This is a genomic window from Massilia sp. CFBP 13721 (assembly GCF_014842025.1).
Classification (GTDB): Bacteria; Pseudomonadota; Gammaproteobacteria; order Burkholderiales; family Burkholderiaceae_D; genus Telluria.
The window spans coordinates 57,092-79,633 of the sequence record NZ_JACYUY010000026.1; the positions used below are offsets into that span (position 1 = coordinate 57,092).

Consider the following 22,542-nt stretch of genomic DNA (forward strand, 5'->3'; position numbering starts at 1 on the left):
CTATTGCTGTGCTCAAACGCAAACAAATTCTCTAATGCATGAGCTTTTTGGGGAACTTTAGAGCTGGCACAACGAACGCGTCCGTAACCATCTTGCGAGTCCTACCCCCGCCGCATAGATTGGAGGGCACGAGCTCAGCCACACGAGCCGTTTCCGCCCACTACCGAAGGAGCACATCATGCAATCGATGTCCGCTGCCCTGTCAGATTTCGCCCGCCGCACCGCGGCGGCCTTTTCCCGTCCCACGCCGCAGAATCGTCCGCGCCGCGGCATGCTGCTCGGCGGCGTCGCGCTCGCCATCGCCCTCGCCCTGCCCGGCCAGTACGCCGACGCCCAGGACTGGAACACCGAGCGCTGGACCGGCACCTGGGGAACGGCCCCGGCCGGCCCGCCGGCGCCCGCCAACCTGCAGACCTTCACCGACCAGACCTTGCGCCTGATCGTCCACACCAGCATCGGCGGCAACCGCGTGCGTATTCGCGTGTCCAATGAGTTCGGCGCTACGCCGCTGCGCATCGGCGCCGCCCGCATCGGTGTCCGCGCCAGCGGTTCCGACGTCGCCCCCGGCACCGACCGCGCCTTGACCTTCAGTGGCAACACGTCGATCACGATCCCGCCCGGCGCGCCGGTGCTGTCCGACCCGGTCGAACTGAATGTGCCGGCCCTGGGCGACCTGGCGATCAGCCTGTACCTGCCCGGCACCGTTGAAGCGAACACGATCCATAACACCGGCCTGCAGACCAATTATGTCTCGCTGCCCGGCGACTTCACCGCCGCCGCGACACTGCCGGTGCAGCGCACGATCACGGCCTGGCCGTTCCTGACGGAGGTGGACGTCGATAGCGCCGGCCCGTCCATCGTGGCGCTGGGCGACTCGATTACCGACGGCACGCGCAGCACGGTCGACACGAATAACCGCTGGCCCGACTGGCTGGCGCGCCGCCTGCAAACCGTGCGCGATCCGGTCCTCGGCATCAACGGGCGTCTCGGTGTTGTCAATCGCGGCATCAGCGGCAACCGCCTGGTGAGCGACCCGCCCAACCTGCTGGCTGGACGCAGCATCCTCGAGCGCTTCGACCGCGACGTGCTCGCCACCGCAGGCGTGCGCTACATGACCCTGATGATCGGCATTAACGACATCGGCAACAGCCCGGCGACCAGCCCGATCCCTGCGGCCGACCTGATCGCCGGCTACCGCCAGGTGATCGCGCGCGCCCACGCCAGGGGCATCGCCGTGTTCGGCGCCACGCTCACACCCTTCGAAGGCGCCGGCTACTACTCGCCGGAGAAAGAGGTAGTGCGCCAGGCGGTGAACAACTGGATTCGTTCGAGCGACGAATTCGACGGCGTGATCGATTTCGACCTCGCCACGCGCGACCCGGCTCACCCGACGCGCTTCCTGCCGGCCTACGACAGCGGCGACCATCTGCACCCGAACGACCTGGGGTACCAGGCGATGGGCAATGCGGTACCGTTGGGCTTGTTCCGGTCGTTGGGGACCGGACTCAAGGCGCAGCAGCAGAAGAAAGCGGCGGCAATCCTTGAGTGAAGCATGTGCGCCGCCAGTCTGGCTGGCGGCGCGTTTGGTTCCTCGGCGCGGGTGCTAAAGGCGCATCCCCAGCCAGATCACAACTTCGGTAGCGCCCGAAACGATCGCGGCCAGCAGCCGGTTCAGGAAACCTCCCGATCCGGCGCGCGCAGCCGATCGATCATGATGCTCCTGCTCGTCGCGGACGATTGCGGAAATTGCCCGGCTTGCCTCAGGGTCGGCCTGGCCGAGATCGTGCAATTGCTGCTGCAGGTGCTGCAACACTACCCGTTCGACCGCGACGGTCGTGGTGGCCATGGCCTGCGGCCCAAGGACGCCGGTGAACAGGCCCAACAGGAATCCGCCCGTTCCGCACAGCCAGCAACTGCGGCAGCGCCTGAGCACGCGTCGCTCCAGTTCGCCCGCGAAGATCGATCGATGCCGCTCTTCGTGCGCCTTGAATTCCGCCAGTTCGGCAAGCATCGTCCCGGCCCGCAGGCGCGCCAGCAGCAACTGCCCGGCATAGATATTCACGGCGCCATGCTCTCCCGCATGGTTGACCTTCAAGATGCGGTCACCCGCACCGCTATTCAGGTACGTGCTGATCATGACTCACCGGCTGCAAGACAGCGGCCGCCTTCTTGAACGCCATGGCCTGCTCGACAAAGGCGATGGCCGCATCGTCCGAAGCAAACGCGCGGCGTGGAAGAACATGCGCCGCCTGGCTATTCATCATGATCACGATGTAATTGTCCAGCGTCGAGATGGCCTTGATACCCGACCACGCATGGTGCGACGTGTTGACCGCAGTCGCTTCGCTCAATCCTGCTGGCGAGATCGAGAATGCGTGCCGGCCCAGCACCCCGCCATCCTTGTTCACCGACAGCAGGAAGCACGCGAAGTTGCCGAGGAATGCCCCCAGCAATGTGCCAAGCGCGACCATGCATGACGCCAGTGTTGCGAAAAGAAATACGCCAACCGAGCGCATGCCGTGCTCGGACCAGAAGTAGGCAAGCACGCCGCACGCGACAGCCAGCATGAACCACCAATTGCCGCGCCGCCTGAACAGCATTTGCAACGAAACCACGAACAGGTCGCGTCGGGTAAGGTCAACTGAAGCGTGCATGCCCTTCCTTTTGTAAGTCGTTGCGCCCTTACTTCCCGATCACCACCGGCTCATCGAACCCGAGCTCCTTCATGCGCGGCAGCTGCGTCTTGGCGTCGCCCACCACCAGCCACACCATCTGCGACGGATCCAGGTATTTCTCCGACAGCGCCTGGATGCGCGGCAGCGTCATTGCCTTGACGATCCCTTCGCGCTCCTTGACGTAATCGGCGCGCCAGCCGTACTTGCTGATGTTGTCGAGCATGGCCAGCTTGGCGGCCGAGGTCTCGAAGGCGCGCGCATTGCTTTTCACGAGGAAGTTGCGAGTCGTTTCCAGGTCGGCCGCCGAATAGGTCGCCGGATAGTCCTGCAGGATCTGCTTCACCAGCTGGGTCGATTCGAGCGTGACGTTGCTGCGCACGCCGCTGGCGATGATGAAGGGGCCGGCGCTTTTGCTGCCCGAGAAATTCGACGTGATGCCGTAGGTATAGCCTTTGCCCTCGCGCAGTTGCTGGGTCAGGCGCGAGGCAAACCCGCCGCCGCCCAGGATGTAGTTCATCACGGTGGCCGGGTAATAGTCCGGATCGGTGGCGGCCAGCGCCCGGTAGCCGACCTGCAGCACCGACTGTTTCGCGTCCGGCACGTCGACGAAGTACACCTTGCCGGGCGCCTGCCCGGCTGCGCTCGTGGCTGCCGGCAAAGCTACCGGTTTGGCCTTCCAGGCGCGGTTCAGGCCAGCGAGCGAACCTGCAATCGCCGCCTTCGGCAAGGCGCCGACCACGTGCATGCGCGCGTTCGAAGGCGACAGGTTGGCACTGTAATAGCGCTTCAGGTCGTCGATGGTGATGGCGTTCACCGTCTCGGCCGTGCCGAGGATGTTGCGCGAACGGAGATCGTCCTTGGCGTAGACCAGCTTGCTGAAGTTGATCGCGGCCAGCGCGTTCGGATCGGCTTCTTGCTGGCGGATCTGGCTCAGTACGCTTTGCTTGATGAGGGCGAATTCCTTCTCGTCCCAGCGCGGCTGCAGCAGGATTTCCTGCACCAGGTCCAGCGTTGCCCGGTAGTTGCGCGCCAGCGTCGTCACGCTGATGCGCACGTCCTCGGTGCGCGCCGTCACGTTGATCGTCGCGCCCAGTTGCAGGATCGCTTCTTCCAGTTCCTGCGGCGTTTTCCTGGCAGTCCCCTGGGTCAGCATGCGCGCCATCAGGTTGGCGACGCCGACCTTTTCCGGCTTGTCCAGCAGCAGCCCGCCGTCGATGGCGATGTCGAACTGCACCAGCGGCACTTCCCGGTTTTCGATGCCGACCACGCGCATGCCGTTGGCTAGCATGGTGTTCCACACCTGCGGCACCTTGACAGCCAGCGCCTCGCCGTATGGCGGCTCCTTGCTGCGATCAAACGTCGATGGCGTCTTCGTGTACTCCGCATTCGCGGTCGGATCGACCGCGTTCTCGGCGCCCTGCACTACTTTTTCTTCGACGACTTCGGCCTTGGCGGAATCGGTCAATGCCAGCGCCAGCTTGCCCCTCGGGACGAAACTGGTCGCGACAAACGGTTTACCCTTGATGTAGGTGTCGTACACGCGCCGCACGTCGGCCGTGGTGACGGCCAGCGTCTTTTTCACGCCTTCGGCCACATAGCCCGGATTGCCGCTCAGGTAATTGTATTCCGCCAGCAGCGCCGATTTGCCGAGCACGCTCGACACGGAGTTGTAGAAACGGGTCTCGAGGCCGGCCTTGATGCGGTTCAGGTCCTTCTCGGAGATGCCCTCCTCCTCGAATTTGGCAAAGGCCTGGTTGACGGCGCCGGCCACCTCGTCGAGCGGTTTACCCTCGAAGGCGCGGATGCGCAGCATGAACTGGCCCGCCAGTTCGGCGGTCTGGTTGCCGATCTGGACCGCGGGTGCGAGCTTGGTGTCTTCCACCAGCACCTTGTAGAACGGCGCGCGCTTGGTCTCGGACAGGTATTCGGCCAGCACTTCCAGCGCATACGAATCCGGATGCAGGTCTTCGACGGTCGGCCAGGCCATCGTCAGTTCGGGCAGCTTGGCGAAATTGTCTTCATGCGCCAGCTTGACGGTCTGCTTCAGCACGCCGGGGCGCTTGACCAGGGCGGGAATCGCATCGCCGCGCTTGATCTCGGAAAAATACTTTTCGACCCATTTGCGCGCCTGCACCGGATCGAAGTCACCCGCCAGCACCAGGGTCACATTGTTCGGCACGTACCACAGGCGGAAGAATTCCTTGACGTCGTCCAGCGTCGCATTCTGCAAGTCGTCGAGCGAGCCGATCACCTGCCAGTTGTACGGGTGGTTCTCCGGGTACAACGCCTTGTTGATGACGTAGCGGGTGTGGCCGTAGGGCGCATTGTCGACGCCCTGTCGCTTTTCATTCTTGACAACCTGCTTTTCCTTGGCCAGCACCGGCTCGGTCACGGTATTGATGAACCAGCCGAGTTTATCCGCTTCGGCCCAGATCATTTTTTCGAGCGCATCCTTGGGGACGGTTTGCAGGTAATTCGTGCGGTCTTGCGAGGTCGAGCCATTGGCGCCCGAGCCGCCGATGCGCGCCGTCATCTTGTCGAGCCCGCCCTTGCCGAGGTTTTCCGATTCCAGGAACAGCAAGTGTTCGAACAGGTGGGCAAAGCCCGTACGCCCCGCCTTTTCGCGCGCCGAACCCACGTGCGCGGTCAGGTTGACGGCGACGACCGGGTCGGAACGGTCGATGTGGAAGATGACCTCCAGGCCGTTGGGCAGCGTGAATTTCTGGTAGTCCACCGTCAGGGCGGCTTTCGGCGCGGCGGTCTTGGCTGCGGCGGCAGCATGCGCCGTTAAAGGGAGGGTCGACGTCAGGGTCGAGGCAACACACGCGGCCAGCAACAGGGTCGGGCGAACAATCTTCATGCAATCACATCCTCAGAATGGAACGAACGGGCGGCGCACGGGCGGCGCACATGCCCCAAGGTTCTGGATACTATTGCAATTTCCTGATTGCTACAACGATTGCGTCTGCTTAGTCTCGACCTGAAGCAGGCGCTGGAGCCGTGATACAAAGTGCAGTCTGGAAGGATGCTCAAGTATTGCGGCTCTTCGATTTTTAAAGAATCGCTCGCAGTGATTGTCACGACCGAGCGTTCTACACAGCCTAGGGAAAACGCGGACATTCCTGACCCGCAGAAGTTAAAACCTGCGAGTTCCCGCTTCAAGTTCTTCTTCGTGACAATAAAAAAAGACTGTTTTGTCGCTGTTGTGCAAGATTACTGCATCATCCTTGATGGAACGAAGACGTTATGCCATTGGTCGAGAAAAGAGGCAGCATCGATTACACAGACGCGGTCTGGACCATAGACAACTTGGAGCGTTCCTTCTGCACGCAAACGAGCCCTCAGCCATGCATCAGCAACGCTCTTGCTCTCGATGATGTGCTGTTCAATGTTGTTGGTCGTTTGCTCGTGCAGCCCATACCGATTGTTACTGCTGAACTGTAAGGCATGCGCATAAGCGTTTTTGGCGCGTTCTTCGGTAAGCCATCGGGCACTGAGGCCAAGTCCTTTATATTCGTCCGGGTATCCTATATCAGAACCTTTATGTACCAGGCATGAGGACGACACGCTTGGGAATTGGCCAACCTCCCGACTGTCCGCGTCATATCCGCAGCTGACGTTCAACTTACCATTAATATGGCGACAACTTTACCTTATCTTCAACAGCCATAACAGCTTGCGACGTGACTTTTGCTTTGATCGTTCCCTTATAGGTAGGCTGAAAGTAGCAATCGATGATCAAGCGGCGGCCATTTAAAAACCGCAGCTCAATATGCGAATCTCCGGTGGCATGAAGCTTGACCGTTCTACTGCTTCCCGGTGGCATGTCCCCAAGTTGATATGATCTGCCGGTAACGTCAACACTGACCCCGTGAAGCGATTCGGATCCCACATTGTCAAGCGTGAACTCTACTCCCGCGGCTTCTGCCCTCCCTACCAGATACATGGTAACGAGTGCTCTTGCTCCCCAATACGCGATGACGAGTGCTAACGCCGCGATTATCAGGGTTTTCTTTTTCATTGACTCACTTAGTTTGACGGCTTGCTACGACTCGCAATAAGAGTCTGAAGGCCCCCTGTCGCACCCGCCAGTCTGGATTGCTGTGTACTTGTACACCACCTTGCCTTTCTTTCCTTCATTACTGCGATAACAACGAGACTGATCTTGATGAGAGCATGCGCGACAGGCTGTCATTTAACTGGTTCGATTCCCATCCTTTTTTCTCCCGGTTCTGTGATTTACGGGAAATGTTCGGCCCCGGCGGGCGGCACGACCCAGCTGTGCATGCGCCCTTCATAGACCGACACCGTGGGCGCCGGGAATGCCGGATCGGCGAATGCGCCAACGGGAATGGCGATCCAAGTTGCGGCTTCTGTGGGCGTGTAATAAACGGTCACACCGCAGATGGGGCAAAAGTGAAAACGCGCGCTTGTGCCCCCGTCGCCAGTGCGAATATAACTGGTCGACTGCCCCGCCACCGTCACGTCCGTCTGCAGAAAACGGGCCTGCTCGGCGAACGGGCCGCCGGTACGACGCTGGCACGCAAGGCAGTGGCAGATCGGGATGCGCACCGGATCGCCAGTCACCCGGGCGGTGAGTTGGCCGCAACTGCAAGAGGCTAGGCGTGTTGGCATGACGGCTCCGAGATAACTGAACGCTGCACAGCTGAGGATATACCGCCATGCACCTTCATGCACTGGCAACGCACTTGAAAGTGACCGCGGCTGCTTGCATTCCATCGCGGCATGCTCGCGCTAACTATAAACAAAGCATTGGCAATGGACGAGTGCAGTCGTCCTGAAGCAGACGCTAGCGCCGTGTTATCCGAGTGCAGTCCATAAGAGGATCACGTACTGCGGCTCTTCAATTTTTCAAAGAACCGACCGCAATTTTCTTGGAATTCATCATCGGTACTATATTTGGCTGCAAACGCGGTATAAAGCGATCCAGCGGCCAAGTCGTCGTCGGCATTGGGGCATGCAACACCCAGATCATCTGCCATCCAAAGTACGATCTCGGTCTTATCGGCACCGTAACGGTATGCACTGTAAATAAATTTCCCTATACGCTCATAGTGCAGTTGTGACACAGAGTCCTCCCTCTCGATTAAACATTTTCCGTTAGGCCTCCAGGGTCCGCTCGTGGCCGATCTCGGCCAGCTCAGTGCAAGCGGCGAAGTACACCTGGCTGGCCACGATGGTAGCCGGTTCATTTACATGAACGTTTTCCACTTGATGCTTCCATTTGCGCGGTTGTCAACGTAGCAGGCATTGGTTCATCCACAGGAAAACCGTCCGGCCCGATAGTTACCCGCTTTGGCGGCGGTTCGTTGGGACAGCTGGCGACTGAAGCAGGAAGCGCGCTGGCAAGGTCGAACAGGCGAGCCCGCATTGGATCACGTGCAGCGTTCGCCCCGAGCCAAATCTCATAGTAACGCCTTCCTTGGCGCCACGACAATACCGAGACCGCACGTCCGGAACCGGTTTGCATGACGACCAATCGAGCCGGCAAGCCATTAACGCGCTCCGGTTCGTCCTTTGGATCACGCCACATGCTCGAACCGTCCGCCGACATATCGTGTTCGAAGACCGTTAACGCCTGGCCTTCCGGAGTACGAAATCCACGGTACAGGCGCGATACAGTGCCGCTGACCGTCTCCGAACGCCCGCCGAGGCTTTCAAGCCTGGCGAAAGGAGTACCGCGCAGGTCAACCGGTTCGAAGTCCAATCCCCTGGTCGCCAGCACCAGCGGCAGGAAGGTGATCGAATAACGCTGGAGGTTTGATTCACACACGCGCAAGAACCCGTTCTTTTTTTCCTCCAGGGCGCGTTGTTCTTTTTGTTGTGCAAAACCGGGAGCATCCGGCGGCAGCCCAAGTCCACAGGCTTCAATGCCCGCCATCTCAGCCCGAGGCATGGCTCGAGCAGCCATGACCAGGACACCTATTCCAGCGACCAATGGCCAGGATCTCATCAGCAGACGGTACATTTTCATTTTTGATATTCCAAAATCTGCCGCGGGTCATACGAATCAGCGCTCAGCACTTCGTTCTGAGTCTTCACACGGGCTGGATTCAGGGCGTATTTCGATAGTCAATGCGTGCAATACTCGCTTATATCGCGCATTGAACAGCGTTACAGCAAGTACAGCCATGGCAACAAGCGGAATTGCGCAGACAGTTCCCAAAAGCCAACCAATCGCCCCATATGAGAGCCACGTGCTCCAGTGAATGATGCCATCGCAATAAAATGCACACTGCGGATTGTGTTGCCAAGCGAGGTACAAAAAGAATCCCCCGACGACAAGGCCTAAAGCAACAGCGGATCCGAACACCGCGATCAAGCTTTTGTATGTAGTCATCAACCAACGCTCTTTCAGCAGTAGAACTGATCGCTCTTCCCTTATCAAGGCCGCTTCATACCAAAGCTGACGTTCAACGTTGCGTTAAAGAGCGACGGCAGAACTTTATCTTTAACGGCGATAACAGCTTGCGATGTGACTTTTGCCTTGATCCTTCCCCAGTAGACCGGCTCAGCGTAGGCGGGGAAGTACATACTCGTTGGCCACACAACGCCCATGGTTCGCTGCGGTCGCTCGTCAGCAGCCAGTGTACCCAGCGTATTTCTGTCAGTGCAATCCCGGGGTGACGCTATTTCAGCAGGAAGATCGTAGTCGCCCCTGAAGCGGGCAATCAACCGATGTCCGGATTCAAACGCGTCATCAGCATGCCACCGCTGCCACCCCCGCCCCTGCCATCTGCAAAACCCCATTGACCATGCGGGTACAAACCCGGGCCCGGTTGCCCAGGATATCGGCGAGCAGCAGGATCACGACGCCGAGCCAGCCGGCATAGGCCAGTCCGACATAGTCATTGAAGAGGATCGTGTGCAGCCAGTCCTGCGCGAACAAGTACAGCCCGGCCGTGACCACGACGCCTCCGGCCAGTGCCGCGGCCGGCAGCACCAGCTGCAGCCCCGCCTTGCGGCGCACCAGCGTGACGGCGCCGAGCATCGCCAATGCAGCGGCATTCGCCCCCGTGAAGATGCGGAATTCGCGCAGCAGCTTCAGTCTCACGTCCGCATAGGCCGATTCGATCAGGGACGCCAGCCGCGCACGCAGCTGCGACAGCGACAGTAGATGTTGATGCCTGCCGGCCTCGATAGCCGAAGCCAGCCGGGTGCGGCAGACGCAGTCGGGATCGAGCATGGCGGCTGCCACCCGCGCCACGTGCGCCGGTACGTCCCTGCGGATCGCCGCACGCGTGCGTTCGATGTCGGCATCGGTACGCCTCAGGGCCCGCTGCGCAAGCCCGACGATGGGTGAGCCGGTCAATGCGTCGACACGTTCTCCGGTTTTACGCTCGACTTCGACGCGCACGGCCGTGCTGGCCATGCGCTCGATCCAGATCGGATGCAGCCAGGAGAAGGCGAAGGCGGCACCGAACAGGAGCGTGCCGGCCAGGCTGAAACCGAGAATCGTTCGTCGCATATGGTGTCCTTTCAGGCGACCGATACGCAGACTCCTGGCCGCATGACCAGGAAGTCCCCTTCATCCCCGACAAGCATCCACCCTTCCCGCTCGTAGAACCGCCGCGCCGCCGCATTGGTCCGGAAAACGCGCAAGTAGATGCCGCGACCCGCGTGCCCGCTCTCGGCCTGGATCGCCGCCAGCAGGCGTGCACCGACACCTTCCGAGCGGAATCCGGCATCGAGCACCAGCATGCTCAGGTAGTCCTCGTCGTTGCCGTGGTCGACCTGCAGATAGCCGGCGAAGCGGCCATCGACCTCGATCACCCGCGTCGACAAGTCGAGGAAGGCCTTGTCGAAATAAGCCTGCTGCCAGGCGTCATCCCATCCCCAGATGATCTCGATATGGTGCCTGAGCGCCGCTTCGTAGAGCTGCCGGATGCGCGCCTTGTCGCCGGCAGCGGCGGGCCGCGTGGTCATCGACGGCGTCATCCGCCACCCGTGCGCGATTGCGCCGGCAAGGGCGTCCCCACCTTCCACGTGCGCGACAGCGCCTGCGCCTCCTCGATCTGCTCCTGCGTCATGGTCTTGGCGATCGACGCGCGCTGGCTGACGGCGTTGTTGTTGCCGCCGGCGGCGGCCAGGTTCCACAGCATGTAGGCGATCACCGGGTCGCCCGGCACGCCGGCCACGTGGTAGCGGTACATCAGGCCGAGCGCGTGCTGGGCTTCGCCGTGGCCCTGCTCGGCCGCCTTGCGGAACCAGGTGACGGCATGCTTCTGGTCCTGCGGCACGGCGTTGCCGGTGTAGTACATGGCGCCGACCACGTACTGGGCGTCGGCCTTGCCCTGCTGGGCCGCCTTCAGGTGCCACTGGAAGGCTTGCTTGTAGTCGCGCGCTGTGCCGCGGCCCATGTAATACATCAAGCCCAGCAAGTGCTGGGCATCGGGATTGCCGGCGCGCGCCAGCGGGGCGATCTCTTTCATCGCCAGCGCGTAATTGCGCGCGTTGTACGCGCTTGCCCCCTCGGGGAAACCTGCCAGTGCCGTGCCGTGCAGGCCGCAACTCAGGCCCAGCGCCAGCAGGATCGCTACGGTAAATTTTTTCATTGTCTCAGTGCGTGGATCGGTCTCTCGCCTACATCGTTATCGTCACTAAATTCTTTGCCCGATCTTGTTTTACTTCCAGCTGACCTTGCCCAGTCCGTCGACGCTCACCCGGCGATTGAGCGGCTTGCCGTAGACTGTGACCGATCCCATGCCCGACAGGTTCAGGTTCGCGCTCTGGTGCGCCGTGATCGTCGCATTGCCCAGGCCCGACAGTTCGAGCGTGACGGCGTCGGCCGCGAACTGCTGCGCGTCGAGTCCGCCCAGGCCGCCCAGCTCCGCCGTCAGGATCTTGCTGCGTCCGAACAGCGTCACGTAGCCGGCGCCGTGCAGGTCGAGATTGATGCGCTCGCTGTTCATGCCGGCCAGGCGCATGCTGCCCACGCCGCCGAGGCTGGCGCTGATGACGCGGAAATCCGCGTTCACGTTCATCGAGCCGGCGCCGTCCAGCGACAGCTCGAGTTCGTCGCCCTTGAAACCCGTGATCTCGGTGGTGCCGAGGCTTTCGGAACTCACTTCGCGCAGGGTCGGCAGCACCATGTCGGCGCGCACGCCACTGCCGCGGCCCATGCGCATGTCGTGCGTCTCGGTACCGATGACGACCGTATCGCCGCTTTGCAGGGTCGTCATGCGTGCGACCCAGCGCGAATCGCCGGACAGGACCAGCGAGGCCGGGCTGCCCTGGCGCACGCGCAGGTCGACCACGCCGTCGATCTTGATGCGCACCACGCGCGCGTCGAGCGGACGCGTTTCCGTGGCGGTTTCAGGCGCGGCCGTTGCCACGCGCATCAGCGCCAGCAATCCGATGACCGCCAGGCCGGACTTCAACAATGTGTTCATGTGCTTCTCCGTGTTCGATGCGTGTTCTTGTTTGAGCCGCTGCCAGGCTTTACCTGCGCTTACCCGGCAATTCTTATACAGTTTGACAATGAAGTCACTATAACGATGTGCCCGCGCCGCCCGGCCCGGATTGCGACAGACTGCAGATTTGCGGCACCAGACGACAAATCGACGGGCTCGCCGCCCCTGTCCGGTCAACATGCATACGCAAAAGGATTTCCGTTCCAACATTCCCTTGCGCTAAGATGAAATGCTTCGGGTGCGCTGCGCCCGGAGCATTTCATTTCGACTCAGCCCTTCTATCGAGGTCATCAATGCGCATGCGCCACCTTCCCGTCCTGCTCGCCGGGCTCGGCTTGTCCGTTTCCGCCCTCGCGGCGTCCAGCGACAAGTGGGACCTGCCGGTCCACACCAAGAAACTCGACAACGGCCTGACCGTCATCGTCACCGAAGACCACAGTTCGCCCACCGTCGGCGTCTCCGTCGTGTACCACGTCGGCATGCGCCTGGAGCCGAAGAACCGGACCGGCTTCGCCCACCTGTTCGAACACCTGATGTTCCAGGGGACGCCCAACGCCAAGAAAGGCGTGTTCGACAAGACGATCACCGGCGGCGGCGGCCGCAACAACGGGTCGACGCGCGCCGACTTCACCAACTACATCGAGACCGCGCCGGTCTCTTCGTTGGAACCGATCCTGTGGCTGGAAGCGGACCGCATGAAGACGCTCGACTTCAACAAGGAAACGCTGAAGAACCAGCAGGACGTGGTCAAGGAAGAGATCCGCGTGAACGTGAAGAACCAGCCCTACGGCGGCTTCATGTGGATCGACATCGGCCAGCACGCTTTCCAGAAATGGGAGAACAACCACGACGGCTACGGCAGCTTCGAAGACCTCGAGGGCGCCAGCCTGGACGACGTGCGCGCCTTCCATCGCGACTACTACGGCCCGAACAACGCGGTGCTGGCGATCGCCGGCGACGTGACCCCGGCCCAGGGCTTTGCGCTGGCCCAGAAATACTTCGGCGGCATCGCCGCGCGCCCGGTGCCGAAAGGCGGCGACTTTACCGAAGGCCTGAACAAGGCCGAAAAGCGCGTCGAGCAGAGCGACCCGCTGGCCCAGGTACCGGCGCTGGCCGCGGCCTGGAAGATGCCGGACCGCGGCAGCCGCGACCAGGCGCCGATGGCCGTGCTGGGCGAACTGCTGGCCGGCGGCGACGCCTCGGTGCTGTACCAGGGCCTGGTCAAGGGCCGCGAGCTGGCGCTCAACACCGACGTCCTGTTCGGCCTCACCAGCCCGTGGGAATTCGACGGCCCCACCCTGTTCACCGTCTACACGATGTACAAGCCGACGACGAATGCCGACGCCATCCTGAGCGCCATGGATGAAGAAATCGCGAAGATCGTCAAGGACGGCGTCGACGCGGCCACCCTCAAACGCGTGAAGACGCGCATGCTGGCCGACTGGAACAACGGGCTGGAAAGCTTCATCAGCCGCGCCGACACCCTGGCGCGCCTGCAGACCCTGTGGGGCGACGCCAACGTCGTCAACAAGATCCCCGGTTGGATCGAAGGCGTGACGTCCGCCGACATCCAGCGCGCCGCATCCACTTACCTGGTGAAGAACAACCGCACCGTCATCGACCGCAAGCCCGTCGCCAAGGTGGCGGACGCCGGTGCCCCAACCACGCCGGCCGCCGGCGCACAGAAATGAGGAACGCATCCATGAAAAAACTGATGCTGACACTGGCGATCTCGATGATGTTCGCTCCCGCTGCCTTTGCCGAGGCGCCCGCTGTTCAAGCCGCCGGGGCGCCGGACCGTGCCATGCCGCCCTACGGCGCCGACAAGCCGATCCCGACGCCGAAGATCGTCAAGAAGACCCTGTCCAACGGCATGACGGTCTGGGTCGTGCCGCGCCAGGGCCTGCCGCGCGTGGACTACGTGCTGGCCGTGCGCGGCGCCGGCTTTGCCGCCGACGACAAGGACCATCCGGGCTTCGCCAACATCCTGGCCGGGATGATCAACGAAGGCAGCGCCAAGCGCGACTCGCGCGCCATCGCCGAAGCGGCCCAGGGCATGGGCGGCTCGGTGGCCGCCGGCCCGGCGTCCGACGGCATCGTCGTCCAGGCCAATGCCGTCGCCTCGCAAGCCGGCCCGATGATGGCGCTGCTGGCCGAGGTGACGCGCACGCCGAGCTTTCCGGTCAAAGAGGTCGAGCTGACCAAGGCCAATGCGCTGCAGGCGCTGCGCGCGGCCGAGGCCACGCCGGCCTTCCGCGCCGAGCGCGCGGTCAACCAGGCCGTGTATGGCGAGCACCCGTACGGCCACACCCAGCCGACCGCCGCGGCGATCACGTCGGTCACGCAGGACATGCTGCGCGGCGCGCACGCACAGCGCTTCCGTCCGGACCGCGCGCTGCTGGTCATCACCGGCAGCATCAAGGAAGCCGAAGCGATGAAGCTGGCGCAGGCGGCGTTCGGCGACTGGAAGGCGCAGGGCCAGGCCCTGGCCGAGCCGGCGGCGCCGGCCCGCGCGGCGAAACCGGCGCGCATCCTGCTCGAACGCGGGGGCAGCGTGCAATCGACCATCCGCGTGGGCGGCCCCGGCATCGCCGCCAGCGCCGACGAGCAGGTGCCGCTGCGCCTGGCCAGCACCATCCTCGGCGGCGGCTTTTCGAGCCGCGTCAACATCAACCTGCGCGAGGCCAAGGGCTATACCTACGGCGCCTCGGCCGGCGCGCGCATGAACCGCGCCGGCGGCGCCATCATCGGCGGCGCCGACGTGCGCAACGAAGTCACGGGTGCGGCCTTGACCGAATACCTGAACGAGTACAAGCGCATCGGCAGCGAGCTGGTGCCGGCCGACGAAATGACGATGAACAAGCGCTACGTCGCCGGCGGCTACCTGATCAGCAACCAGCTGCAAGCCTCGGTCGCCTCGACGCTGGCGCGCAACTGGCTGATCGGCCTGCCGCCGGAATTCCTCGGCCAGTACGTGCCGCTGATCCAGAAGGTGACGCCGCAGCAGGTGCGCAACGTGTCGAAAAAGTATTTCGCACCCGAGGCGCAGTCGATCGTCGTGGTGGGTGATCCGAAGGCGGTGGGCGAGCAGCTCAAGGCGTTCGGCGAGTTTACGGTGAGCGACAAATAAGGACGTTATTGTCCGGTCGATTGTCCAAATCGATGCCCGCCGCGTGCGGGCATTTTTTATCGACCGGCCACCGTGTACGGGAAATTTTTGTTGGCCGTCGCGTAACGTAGGGTAGGCACTCGTGCCCACGCGGTACACCATCCGCACAGTCGCAACGCATGCCGGGTGTGCATCGGCACGAAAAACGGCCGTGGGCAGAGCCCACCCTACGGTTAGCGCGATTCGTAGGGTGGAGTCCCGACTCCACGCGGTACGGCGCATGCATAACCGTGCGCCCTACTTCGCCACCAGCTCGCGCAGCTTGCGGCGCAACTCGCGCTCGCGTTTTACTTCCTCGCGCCGGTCGGCGCTCATCGCGCGCCACAGCACCCACGCCATCAAGACGATCACCAGCGTGAACGGCAGCGCGAAGACGTTGGTCGCCGTCTGCACCGAACACGGTCCAGGTGCCGACCCAACGCCACGGCCAGCAGCATGTTGAAGTTGGACAGGATGCGGATGCCGCTATCGACGCCGCTGACCGCCGACGTGACGAACAGAGCCGTGGTGACGACGATGATGATGACCTGCGCCAGCGCCGTCGTCGGAATGCCGAACACGGCGTTCAAACCGCTGTTGATCTGCAGCGCGCCCATGCGAACAGCATCGAACCAGCTGGCGGTGGAAAATTCGGGTTCGTCGTCGCCACCGAGCTTCATGTTGCCGAAGCGGCTGAAGGCGACAAAGGCGGCGAACAGCACCAGCCCCAGCACCAGCCACAGGTAGAGCCAGCCGAAGTTGCGCGTGATGCCGGCCAGCGCCGCGTCGAGGGTGGCGGCCATCGTGGCGGGCGAGACGATGCCCTAGATGACGATGAGGAAAATGAAGCCTGCGGTGAGGATGAGTTGCATGTGGCGGACGACCGGGAAGCAAAACCGCATGGTAGCGGCTTGGGGCTTGACTGTCAGTCAACACAGGCAAGCGTGCTGGCCTTCGGGTATGCATGGGCACGTAAACGCGTGGACGGAGCGGTTCGCCGCCCGGTCCACCCTACGGTACACACGCAACCGTACGCGGGGCCGGTCGGGTGTGCGTGGACACGAAAACGCGTGGAGTCAGGACTCCACCCTACGATCATCTGGTATTCGTAGGGTGGACTTCGTCTACGCGTGACGCCTGAGTAGCTACCTGCCCCAGCGATGGCCGCAGGCTGATCCACCGTTACGCGTGTACGAAGCGGTTCGCCGCCCGGTCCACCCTACCCGCGCAGCGCCTTTTCCAGGTCATCCAGCTCGGCCGGCTTGACCAGGTGCGCATCGAACCCGGCCTCCTGGGCGCGGCGGCGGTCTTCGGGCGAGCCGTAGCCGGTGTGCGCGACCAGGCGGATGTGCGCCAGCTCCGGGTTGGCCTTGATCATGCGCGCCAGCTGGTAGCCGTCGGCGCCGGGCAGGCCGATGTCGAGCACGATCACCTGCGGCCGGTGCTGCAGCGCCATGGCTTCGATCTCGCCGGCATCCGACGTGGTCCAGGTTTCGTGGCCCATCTCGGCCAGCAGGAAGCCCATCATCTCCATGGCGTCGACGTTGTCGTCCACCAGCAGCACGCGCAGGCCGCCGGCGGCACCGGCTTCCTCGCTTGCCGCGCCGATGGCGCACTCGGCGCCGCTGGTGCGCAGGATCGGCAGCTCCACCGTGAAGGTGCTGCCCAGGCCGATGCCCGGACTTTCCGCATGCAGCTGGCCGCCGTGCATCTCGAGCAGGCGCGATACCAGCGACAGGCCGATCCCGAGCCCTTCCGGCGCGCGGTCCGGCGGCACCGCCGCCTGGGCGAACATGCCGAAGATGCGCGGCAGGTTGTCCTCGGCGATGCCGATGCCGTTGTCGTGCACGGCGATGTGCACATTGTCGCCATGCAGGGTCACGCTCAAGGTGATCTCGCCGCCTTTCGGCGTGAACTTGGCCGCGTTGTGCAGCAGGTTGCCCATCGACTGGGCCAGGCGCACCGGGTCGCCCGCGACCCAGACCTGGCATTCGGGCTGGTGCACGGCGAGCGTGTGGCCGCGCGCGCCGATCAGCGGGCCGGCGGTTTCCAGCGCCTGTTCGATGACGGCGCCCAGGTTGACCTCTTCGCGGCGCAGCACGATCTTGCCTTCCGAGATGCGCGCCACGTCGAGCAGGTCGTCGACCAGGTGCGCCAGGTGGTCGACCTGGCGCAGGATGACTTCGCGCGCATGCGCATGGCGCCCGCCGGCGTTCTCGCCGCCCACGCCGAGCAGCGTGGCGGCATTGCGGATCGGGCTGAGGGGATTGCGCAACTCGTGCGCCAGCGTGGCCAGGAACTGGTTTTTATTCGCGTCGGCCGCGCGCAGCAGCGCTTCCATTTCGCGCCGCGCCGAGACGTCGCTGGTGACGCGCGCCACCCGATACACCTCGCCGCGCGCGTTACGCACCGCGAACAGGCGGTCGCGCACCCAACGCATCGCGCCGTCCGGCAGCACCACGCGGAACTCTTCGTCGTAATGCGGCTGGGTCGCCAGCGCGGCCCAGCGCCCGGCCAGGCGCGGACGGTCGTCGGGGTGCACGGCGTCGAGCCAGCTGGCGTGCTGGCGCTTGAGCGAATCGACGCTGCGGCCCCAGATCGTGGCATACGCCGGACTGACGTAGCCGAGCGCACCGTCGGGCGCCGAGAACATCCAGAACACGTCTTCGATGTTGTCGGTCAGCTGGCGGAAGCGCTCTTCGCTTTCGCGCAGCTCGTCCTGGGTCTGGCGCATGCGCAGCAGCGCGTTGACGTTGGCGATCAGCTCGTCGGCCTCGATCGGCGCGGCCAGGTAATTGTCGGCGCCGCCTTCCAGGCCGCGGATCTTGTCGGCGCGGCCGGTCAGCGCGGCCGAGGTCTGCAGCACCAGCACGCCGTTGGTATCGGGGTCGGCCTTGATGCGCCGGCATACCTCGATGCCGTTGATGTCGGGGAGCTTCACGTCCAGCAGCACCAGCGCCGGATCGTCCTCGCGGACCATCGCCAGCGCATCGGTGCCGTTCGCCGCTTCCAGCACCCGGAAGCCCGCGCTTTGCAGGATCCGGGTCTTGGCGTAGCGCGCGCCGTCGTTATCGTCGACGTTCAGAATGAGTGGTGGAGTGACGGTCATGGTTCGGGATCTCGGGTGCTGGCAGGCGGCGAATAGGGGAAGTGACGCGGCAGCGTCAGCGTGAAGGTCGAGCCCACGCCGGGGCGGCTGGTGACGTCGACGCGCCCGCCCAGCAACTCGGCCAGGCGGCGGCACAGCGGCAAGCCGAGGCCGGTGCCCTTGCTGCGCCGCTGCAGCGGGTTTTCGACCTGCGTGAATTCTTCGAAGATCAGGTGCAGGTGTTCGGCATCGATGCCGATGCCGGTATCGGTAACGGCAAAGCGCAGCGTGTCGGCAGTGTCGCCAGGTTCAACGCTGACGCGCACCGAGCCCTGCTCGGTGAACTTCAATGCGTTCGAGATGAAGTTGCGCAGGATCTGGGACAGCATGGTCTCGTCCGACTCGAACGGCGCGTCGATGCCGTCGTTGTCGAACACCAGTTCGACGCTGTCGGTATCGACCAGCGGCCGCATCATGCCCTTCAGGGCGCGGAACAGGTTCTCGACCACCACCGGCGCCGGCTGCGCTTCCACGCGGCCGGCCTCGATCTTGGCCAGGTCGAGCAGGTCGTTCACCAATTCCGACATCTCGGTGGCGGTGCGCGAAATCAAGAACACTTGCCGCTCCTGCTCGGGCGTGAGTTCGCCGTCCATGCGGTCGAGCAGGAGTTTGGAGAGCGCCCGGATCGACGACAGCGGCGTGCGCAGTTCGTGGCTGGTATTCGACAGGAAGCGCGATTTCATTTCGTCGGCGCGGCGCAGGCGCTCGGCCTTGTCTTCGATCTCGGCATACAGCGCGACGATGCCGCGGTTGGTGTCTTCGAGTTCGCGCGTGAGCGAGAGCAGGTCTTCCTGGCGCTCGCGCAGCTCGGCCAGGGTCTCGACCAGTTCGCGGTTCTGCTGCTGCACTTCCTCGTAGGAGTTGACGTCGGGCGTGGCCGCCAGTTCGGTGGCGATCTGCCCCAGCTGGCTCGCACTGACGGGAACTTGCAGCGGCAACGCCTTGCGCGTCCGTACCGTGAAGCCAGCCCCGCCCACCAGCTCGCAGTCATCCATCAGGCGGTGCGCGGTGACCAGCGCCTGGTCGGCCATCGCCGCGCCTTCGCTGCCTTTCGCGGAAACCGCGCCGGCGCTGACGGTGACTTCCAGCTGCTGGCGCGCGGGCGTGTCGACCAGTACGAAGGTGGCGCGCGCGCTGCAGCCGCCATGGCAGGCCGCGCGCGCCACTTCCGATACGGCGGTGGCGATGCGCACCTGGTCCTGCTTGGCGAAGCCGAGCAGTCTGGAGACCTGGCGCGCGCGCTGGCGCACCAGCACCACGTCCTTGTCGCTCTCGAGGGCGACAGTGAGGATGCGCTGGCTCATCCCGGCCCCCTGCGCCGTACCACCAGCACCATGGCGTCGTCGCGGCGGCGGATGAAGTCGCGCATCAGCACGGCCGCCACCAGCGCGGGACTCCTCGCCAGCAGGCCCGGATACTTGTCCAGGTCCCACTGGGTCTGGATGCCGTCCGAGTGCAGGATGCAGGTCGCGTGCGGCGGGCACGGCGCCGAAAACTCCTGCACCTTGCGCATGTTGTGGCCGACGATGCCGTTGTGCGATATCAGCGCGCGCCGGCTGTCGCCGTCGAGCACGTAAGCGCCGATGTTGCCGATGCCGGCAAAACGGACGGTATCGTTGCCGAAATCGATGCGCGCCGCCGCCAGCGCGGCGCCGCGCGTGCTGCGCAAGGCGGCGTGCGCGGCGTCGACCAGCGCACCCGGTTCCGATTGCGGCCAGTGAATCAGTTCGCGGATCGCCGCCTGGGCGGCGACGGCGGCCTCCGGACCGTGGCCGAGGCCGTCGACCGCGACCAGGCTGGCGCCGCCGGCGTCGCAAGCCACGCCCCAGCCGTCGCCGCAAGCGTCTTCGCCAGCCAGCGGCACCGTCAGGGCGCCGACTTCGACCCGGCACAGGCTGGGGGCGGCCTCGTCGCGCCACAGGCGCATGAAGAACACGGCACCGTCCCCGGGCACCGTCCAGACGTCGAATTCGTGCGACAGGCGGCGCAGCGCACCGAGCCCGGTGCCGGCCGTGCCGGCGGTGGACATGCCGTCGCGCAGGCAGGCCTCGACGTCGGCGATGCCAGGGCCCTTGTCCACGGCCAGCACGTCGACCCCCGGCACGCCTTCGGCCTGCGCCACGTTCAGGTACAGCACGCCCTCGCCCGCGTGCTTGAGCAGGTTGGTGCCGGCCTCGGTGACGATCAGCGCCAGCTGGCCGGCGCGGGTGTCGCTGAAGCCCAGTTCGAGCGCCAGCTTCTGCCCGGCGCGGCGCGCGGCCGCGATGTCGCTGGCATGCACGATCGGATGGACATGCTGCGTCGAGAGGGAACTGATCAGCGTTTCCATTTGACGACCGCGATCGCGGTCCCTTCCCCGAAACGGGTATCGATCTCGAATTCGTCGACCAGGCGCTTGGAGCCGCCCAGGCCCAGGCCCAGGCCGCCGCCGGTCGTGTAGCCGTCGCGCAGCGCCATGTCCAGGTCGGCAATGCCGGGGCCGGCATCGATGAAGACGATGCCGACACCCTGGCGCAAGCCATCGGCCAGCTTGTCGAGGAAGACCATGCCGCCGCCGCCGTACTTGATCGTGTTGCGCGCCAGTTCGCTGGCGGCGGTGATCAGCTTGGTCTGGTCGACCAGCGACAGGCCGATGCCGACCGCCCGCTCGCGCACGTGCTTGCGCAGGTAGACGACGTCTTCGTCGGTACGCAGCGGCAGCTTGACGCGCTCGGTGCGCAACCGCTCGAGACGGTCGACCAGGTCAGTGTCGAATTCGACTGCAGTTTCAGCCCCAGTGCTCATCTGTTCAGGTTCTTTCCGAGCAGGACCATGCCCTTCTCGACGTTCAGTGCCGTCTTCACGCCGTGCAGCGTCAGGCCCAGCTCGACCAGCGTGATGGCGACGGCCGGCTGCATGCCGACCACCACCGTCTGGGCGTCGAGCACGCGCGCCATCGCCGCGGTGTTGCTGATCATACGCCCGATGAAGGAGTCGACCAGGTCGAGCGCCGAGATGTCGATCAGCACGCCCTTGGCGCTGTCGCGCACGATGCGCTCGGTCAGGTCGTCCTGCAAGGTCATCGCCAGGCGGTCGTGCATGTCGACCTGGATGGTAACCAGCAGCAGGTCACCCATCCGCAGGATAGGAATGCGTTCCATCGTGTTTCCGTTTTCTCGTTAGTTCTTCTTACCGATGGTGACCGAGGCGCCGGTGCGTTCGAGGGCGACCAGGAAGGCGTCGGCCAGGGTGGCCTTGGTGACGACGTCTTCCAGGTTCACGCCCAGGTGGACGATGGTCTGGGCGATCTGCGGGCGGATGCCGCTGATGATGCAGTCGGCGCCCATCAGGCGCGCGGCGGCGATCGTCTTCATCAGGTGCTGGGCGACCAGGGTGTCGACCATCGGCACGCCGGTGATGTCGATGATCGCGATCTCGGCGCCGGTGTCGACGATCTTTTGCAGGATGTTTTCCATCACCACCTGCGTGCGCGCCGAATCGAGGGTGCCGATCAGCGGCAGCGCCAGGATGCCGTTCCAGAGCTTGACGACCGGGGTCGACAGCTCGAGCAATTCCTGCTGCTGGCGCACGATGATCTGGTCCTTCGCCTTCTGGAACACTTCGATCGTGTACAGGCCGAGCTTGTCGAGCAGCGAGCTGACCGACCACGAGGCGCCGGCCAGCGCCGCGGCATCGTCGGCAAAGCCGGCGGTCAGCTGGGCGAACAGCGGCTGCTTGAGCGAAAACACGAAGCTGGCGGTCTCGGCCGGGGTCGAACCTGTCTTGGCGCGGCTGGACGAAATTTCGCTCAGCAGGTCGCGCACTTCGTCCCACGAGCGGTGCTCGATGTTCTCCAGTTCGCCGGCGCGTGTGGCGACGGCAAAGGCCGCCAGGAATTGCTGGCAATGGTTGCGCAGCTGTTCTTTCGAGCTGGCGGTGCCGCGCACCAGCAGGGCTTCAAGTTGCGCAATCCATTGCGAGCCGATCTCGGCTTCGTGTTCCTGGATGAGCTGGCTGATACGGGAGGCGTTGTCTTTCGTCGTCATCGATGGATCCTGGTTTTGGGGTCAGTGTCGTGGCTGCGCTCGAATCTGGGGACGAGCTGCTCCACAATTGGAGAATCACCAACTATAACACTTCTGCTATTGAATCAATGAA

At 63.9% G+C, this 22,542-nt stretch carries 22 protein-coding genes; 3 read left to right on the forward strand and 19 right to left on the reverse strand.

The genetic code is table 11. The features are described 5' to 3' along the window. Positions 1-178: 178 nt before the first annotated feature. Positions 179-1,549, forward strand: coding sequence for an SGNH/GDSL hydrolase family protein (locus IFT60_RS21155; protein WP_229511055.1), 1,371 nt, complete (start codon positions 179-181; stop codon positions 1,547-1,549). A 54-nt stretch (positions 1,550-1,603) separates the two neighbouring features. Here IFT60_RS21155 and IFT60_RS21160 read toward each other — a convergent pair whose 3' ends face one another. The 11 genes from IFT60_RS21160 to IFT60_RS21210 form a co-directional block, all read right to left on the reverse strand. Next, complete coding sequence (locus IFT60_RS21160) at positions 1,604-2,137, reverse strand: demethoxyubiquinone hydroxylase family protein (protein ID WP_192055376.1); 534 nt, start codon at positions 2,135-2,137, stop codon at positions 1,604-1,606. After that, positions 2,115-2,654 (reverse strand): YcxB family protein, encoded by a 540-nt coding sequence (locus IFT60_RS21165; protein WP_192055379.1) that lies wholly within the window; start codon positions 2,652-2,654, stop codon positions 2,115-2,117. Before IFT60_RS21165 ends, IFT60_RS21160 begins: the two co-directional genes overlap by 23 nt. Positions 2,655-2,682: 28 nt before the next feature. Continuing rightward, entirely contained in the window at positions 2,683-5,535 is a 2,853-nt protein-coding gene (locus tag IFT60_RS21170) for a M16 family metallopeptidase (RefSeq protein ID WP_192055382.1), read from the reverse strand. A gap of 771 nt (positions 5,536-6,306) precedes the next feature. Continuing rightward, positions 6,307-6,696, reverse strand: a complete 390-nt coding sequence (locus IFT60_RS21175; RefSeq protein ID WP_192055384.1) for a hypothetical protein — start codon at positions 6,694-6,696, stop codon at positions 6,307-6,309. A gap of 218 nt (positions 6,697-6,914) precedes the next feature. Next, positions 6,915-7,310 carry a GFA family protein gene (locus IFT60_RS21180; protein WP_192055386.1) on the reverse strand — a complete coding sequence of 132 codons (396 nt, stop codon included), beginning with the start codon at positions 7,308-7,310 and terminating at the stop codon, positions 6,915-6,917. Between the two features lie 212 nt (positions 7,311-7,522). Beyond that, positions 7,523-7,765: a hypothetical protein gene (locus IFT60_RS21185; RefSeq protein ID WP_192055389.1), complete on the reverse strand. Its 243-nt coding sequence runs from the start codon at positions 7,763-7,765 to the stop codon at positions 7,523-7,525. A gap of 119 nt (positions 7,766-7,884) precedes the next feature. After that, positions 7,885-8,670: a hypothetical protein gene (locus IFT60_RS21190; RefSeq protein ID WP_192055391.1), complete on the reverse strand. Its 786-nt coding sequence runs from the start codon at positions 8,668-8,670 to the stop codon at positions 7,885-7,887. 726 nt (positions 8,671-9,396) lie between these two features. Continuing rightward, positions 9,397-10,164 (reverse strand): hypothetical protein, encoded by a 768-nt coding sequence (locus IFT60_RS21195; RefSeq protein WP_192055393.1) that lies wholly within the window; start codon positions 10,162-10,164, stop codon positions 9,397-9,399. Positions 10,165-10,175: 11 nt separating this feature from the next. After that, positions 10,176-10,634 carry a GNAT family N-acetyltransferase gene (locus IFT60_RS21200; RefSeq protein WP_192055395.1) on the reverse strand — a complete coding sequence of 153 codons (459 nt, stop codon included), beginning with the start codon at positions 10,632-10,634 and terminating at the stop codon, positions 10,176-10,178. Further along, positions 10,631-11,251, reverse strand: a complete 621-nt coding sequence (locus tag IFT60_RS21205; RefSeq protein ID WP_192055397.1) for a tetratricopeptide repeat protein — start codon at positions 11,249-11,251, stop codon at positions 10,631-10,633. The genes IFT60_RS21200 and IFT60_RS21205 overlap by 4 nt, the downstream gene beginning before the upstream one ends. A gap of 69 nt (positions 11,252-11,320) precedes the next feature. Further along, positions 11,321-12,088 (reverse strand): GIN domain-containing protein, encoded by a 768-nt coding sequence (locus IFT60_RS21210; RefSeq protein WP_192055399.1) that lies wholly within the window; start codon positions 12,086-12,088, stop codon positions 11,321-11,323. A gap of 320 nt (positions 12,089-12,408) precedes the next feature. Here IFT60_RS21210 and IFT60_RS21215 point away from each other — a divergent pair, with 320 nt between their 5' ends. Next, the gene (locus tag IFT60_RS21215) at positions 12,409-13,800 is read left to right on the forward strand and encodes a M16 family metallopeptidase (protein ID WP_229511056.1); all 1,392 of its coding nucleotides are present in this window, start codon (positions 12,409-12,411) and stop codon (positions 13,798-13,800) included. Between the two features lie 11 nt (positions 13,801-13,811). Beyond that, positions 13,812-15,239, forward strand: a complete 1,428-nt coding sequence (locus IFT60_RS21220; RefSeq protein WP_192055404.1) for a M16 family metallopeptidase — start codon at positions 13,812-13,814, stop codon at positions 15,237-15,239. 276 nt (positions 15,240-15,515) lie between these two features. Here IFT60_RS21220 and IFT60_RS21225 read toward each other — a convergent pair whose 3' ends face one another. From IFT60_RS21225 to IFT60_RS21260, 8 genes are all read right to left on the reverse strand, one after another. Then, positions 15,516-15,671: a hypothetical protein gene (locus IFT60_RS21225; RefSeq protein ID WP_192055406.1), complete on the reverse strand. Its 156-nt coding sequence runs from the start codon at positions 15,669-15,671 to the stop codon at positions 15,516-15,518. After that, positions 15,626-16,060: a BCCT family transporter gene (locus IFT60_RS27110; protein ID WP_229511057.1), complete on the reverse strand. Its 435-nt coding sequence runs from the start codon at positions 16,058-16,060 to the stop codon at positions 15,626-15,628. Before IFT60_RS27110 ends, IFT60_RS21225 begins: the two co-directional genes overlap by 46 nt. A 416-nt stretch (positions 16,061-16,476) precedes the next feature. Further along, positions 16,477-18,366, reverse strand: a complete 1,890-nt coding sequence (locus IFT60_RS21235; RefSeq protein ID WP_192055408.1) for a hybrid sensor histidine kinase/response regulator — start codon at positions 18,364-18,366, stop codon at positions 16,477-16,479. Next, positions 18,363-19,709: an ATP-binding protein gene (locus IFT60_RS21240; protein ID WP_192055410.1), complete on the reverse strand. Its 1,347-nt coding sequence runs from the start codon at positions 19,707-19,709 to the stop codon at positions 18,363-18,365. The genes IFT60_RS21235 and IFT60_RS21240 overlap by 4 nt, the downstream gene beginning before the upstream one ends. Continuing rightward, positions 19,706-20,734 (reverse strand): ATP-binding SpoIIE family protein phosphatase, encoded by a 1,029-nt coding sequence (locus tag IFT60_RS21245; protein WP_192055412.1) that lies wholly within the window; start codon positions 20,732-20,734, stop codon positions 19,706-19,708. Before IFT60_RS21245 ends, IFT60_RS21240 begins: the two co-directional genes overlap by 4 nt. Continuing rightward, positions 20,722-21,189: an anti-sigma regulatory factor gene (locus tag IFT60_RS21250; protein WP_229511058.1), complete on the reverse strand. Its 468-nt coding sequence runs from the start codon at positions 21,187-21,189 to the stop codon at positions 20,722-20,724. The genes IFT60_RS21245 and IFT60_RS21250 overlap by 13 nt, the downstream gene beginning before the upstream one ends. Beyond that, the gene (locus IFT60_RS21255) at positions 21,186-21,545 is read right to left on the reverse strand and encodes an STAS domain-containing protein (RefSeq protein WP_192055414.1); all 360 of its coding nucleotides are present in this window, start codon (positions 21,543-21,545) and stop codon (positions 21,186-21,188) included. Before IFT60_RS21255 ends, IFT60_RS21250 begins: the two co-directional genes overlap by 4 nt. Positions 21,546-21,563: 18 nt before the next feature. Then, a complete protein-coding gene (locus tag IFT60_RS21260) occupies positions 21,564-22,430 on the reverse strand; it encodes an STAS domain-containing protein (RefSeq protein WP_192055416.1) in 867 nt (288 codons plus the stop codon). Between the last annotated feature and the right edge of the window lie 112 nt (positions 22,431-22,542).

Excerpts from the sequence above, each read along its gene's own strand:
- IFT60_RS21245 (WP_192055412.1), bottom strand. The coding sequence starts at position 20,734 with ATGGAAACGCTGATCAGTTCCCTCTCGACGCAGCATGTCCATCCGATC.
- IFT60_RS21215 (WP_229511056.1), top strand. The coding sequence starts at position 12,409 with ATGCGCCACCTTCCCGTCCTGCTCGCCGGGCTCGGCTTGTCCGTTTCC.
- IFT60_RS21240 (WP_192055410.1), bottom strand. The coding sequence starts at position 19,709 with ATGAGCCAGCGCATCCTCACTGTCGCCCTCGAGAGCGACAAGGACGTG.
- IFT60_RS21165 (WP_192055379.1), bottom strand. The coding sequence starts at position 2,654 with ATGCACGCTTCAGTTGACCTTACCCGACGCGACCTGTTCGTGGTTTCG.
- IFT60_RS21210 (WP_192055399.1), bottom strand. The coding sequence starts at position 12,088 with ATGAACACATTGTTGAAGTCCGGCCTGGCGGTCATCGGATTGCTGGCG.
- IFT60_RS21175 (WP_192055384.1), bottom strand. The coding sequence starts at position 6,696 with ATGAAAAAGAAAACCCTGATAATCGCGGCGTTAGCACTCGTCATCGCG.
- IFT60_RS21160 (WP_192055376.1), bottom strand. The coding sequence starts at position 2,137 with ATGATCAGCACGTACCTGAATAGCGGTGCGGGTGACCGCATCTTGAAG.
- IFT60_RS21155 (WP_229511055.1), top strand. The coding sequence starts at position 179 with ATGCAATCGATGTCCGCTGCCCTGTCAGATTTCGCCCGCCGCACCGCG.
- IFT60_RS21180 (WP_192055386.1), bottom strand. The coding sequence starts at position 7,310 with ATGCCAACACGCCTAGCCTCTTGCAGTTGCGGCCAACTCACCGCCCGG.
- IFT60_RS21250 (WP_229511058.1), bottom strand. The coding sequence starts at position 21,189 with ATGAGCACTGGGGCTGAAACTGCAGTCGAATTCGACACTGACCTGGTC.
- IFT60_RS21190 (WP_192055391.1), bottom strand. The coding sequence starts at position 8,670 with ATGAAAATGTACCGTCTGCTGATGAGATCCTGGCCATTGGTCGCTGGA.
- IFT60_RS21200 (WP_192055395.1), bottom strand. The coding sequence starts at position 10,634 with ATGACGCCGTCGATGACCACGCGGCCCGCCGCTGCCGGCGACAAGGCG.
- IFT60_RS21260 (WP_192055416.1), bottom strand. The coding sequence starts at position 22,430 with ATGACGACGAAAGACAACGCCTCCCGTATCAGCCAGCTCATCCAGGAA.
- IFT60_RS21220 (WP_192055404.1), top strand. The coding sequence starts at position 13,812 with ATGAAAAAACTGATGCTGACACTGGCGATCTCGATGATGTTCGCTCCC.
- IFT60_RS21170 (WP_192055382.1), bottom strand. The coding sequence starts at position 5,535 with ATGAAGATTGTTCGCCCGACCCTGTTGCTGGCCGCGTGTGTTGCCTCG.
- IFT60_RS21195 (WP_192055393.1), bottom strand. The coding sequence starts at position 10,164 with ATGCGACGAACGATTCTCGGTTTCAGCCTGGCCGGCACGCTCCTGTTC.
- IFT60_RS21235 (WP_192055408.1), bottom strand. The coding sequence starts at position 18,366 with ATGACCGTCACTCCACCACTCATTCTGAACGTCGACGATAACGACGGC.
- IFT60_RS21205 (WP_192055397.1), bottom strand. The coding sequence starts at position 11,251 with ATGAAAAAATTTACCGTAGCGATCCTGCTGGCGCTGGGCCTGAGTTGC.
- IFT60_RS21255 (WP_192055414.1), bottom strand. The coding sequence starts at position 21,545 with ATGGAACGCATTCCTATCCTGCGGATGGGTGACCTGCTGCTGGTTACC.
- IFT60_RS27110 (WP_229511057.1), bottom strand. The coding sequence starts at position 16,060 with ATGGCCGCCACCCTCGACGCGGCGCTGGCCGGCATCACGCGCAACTTC.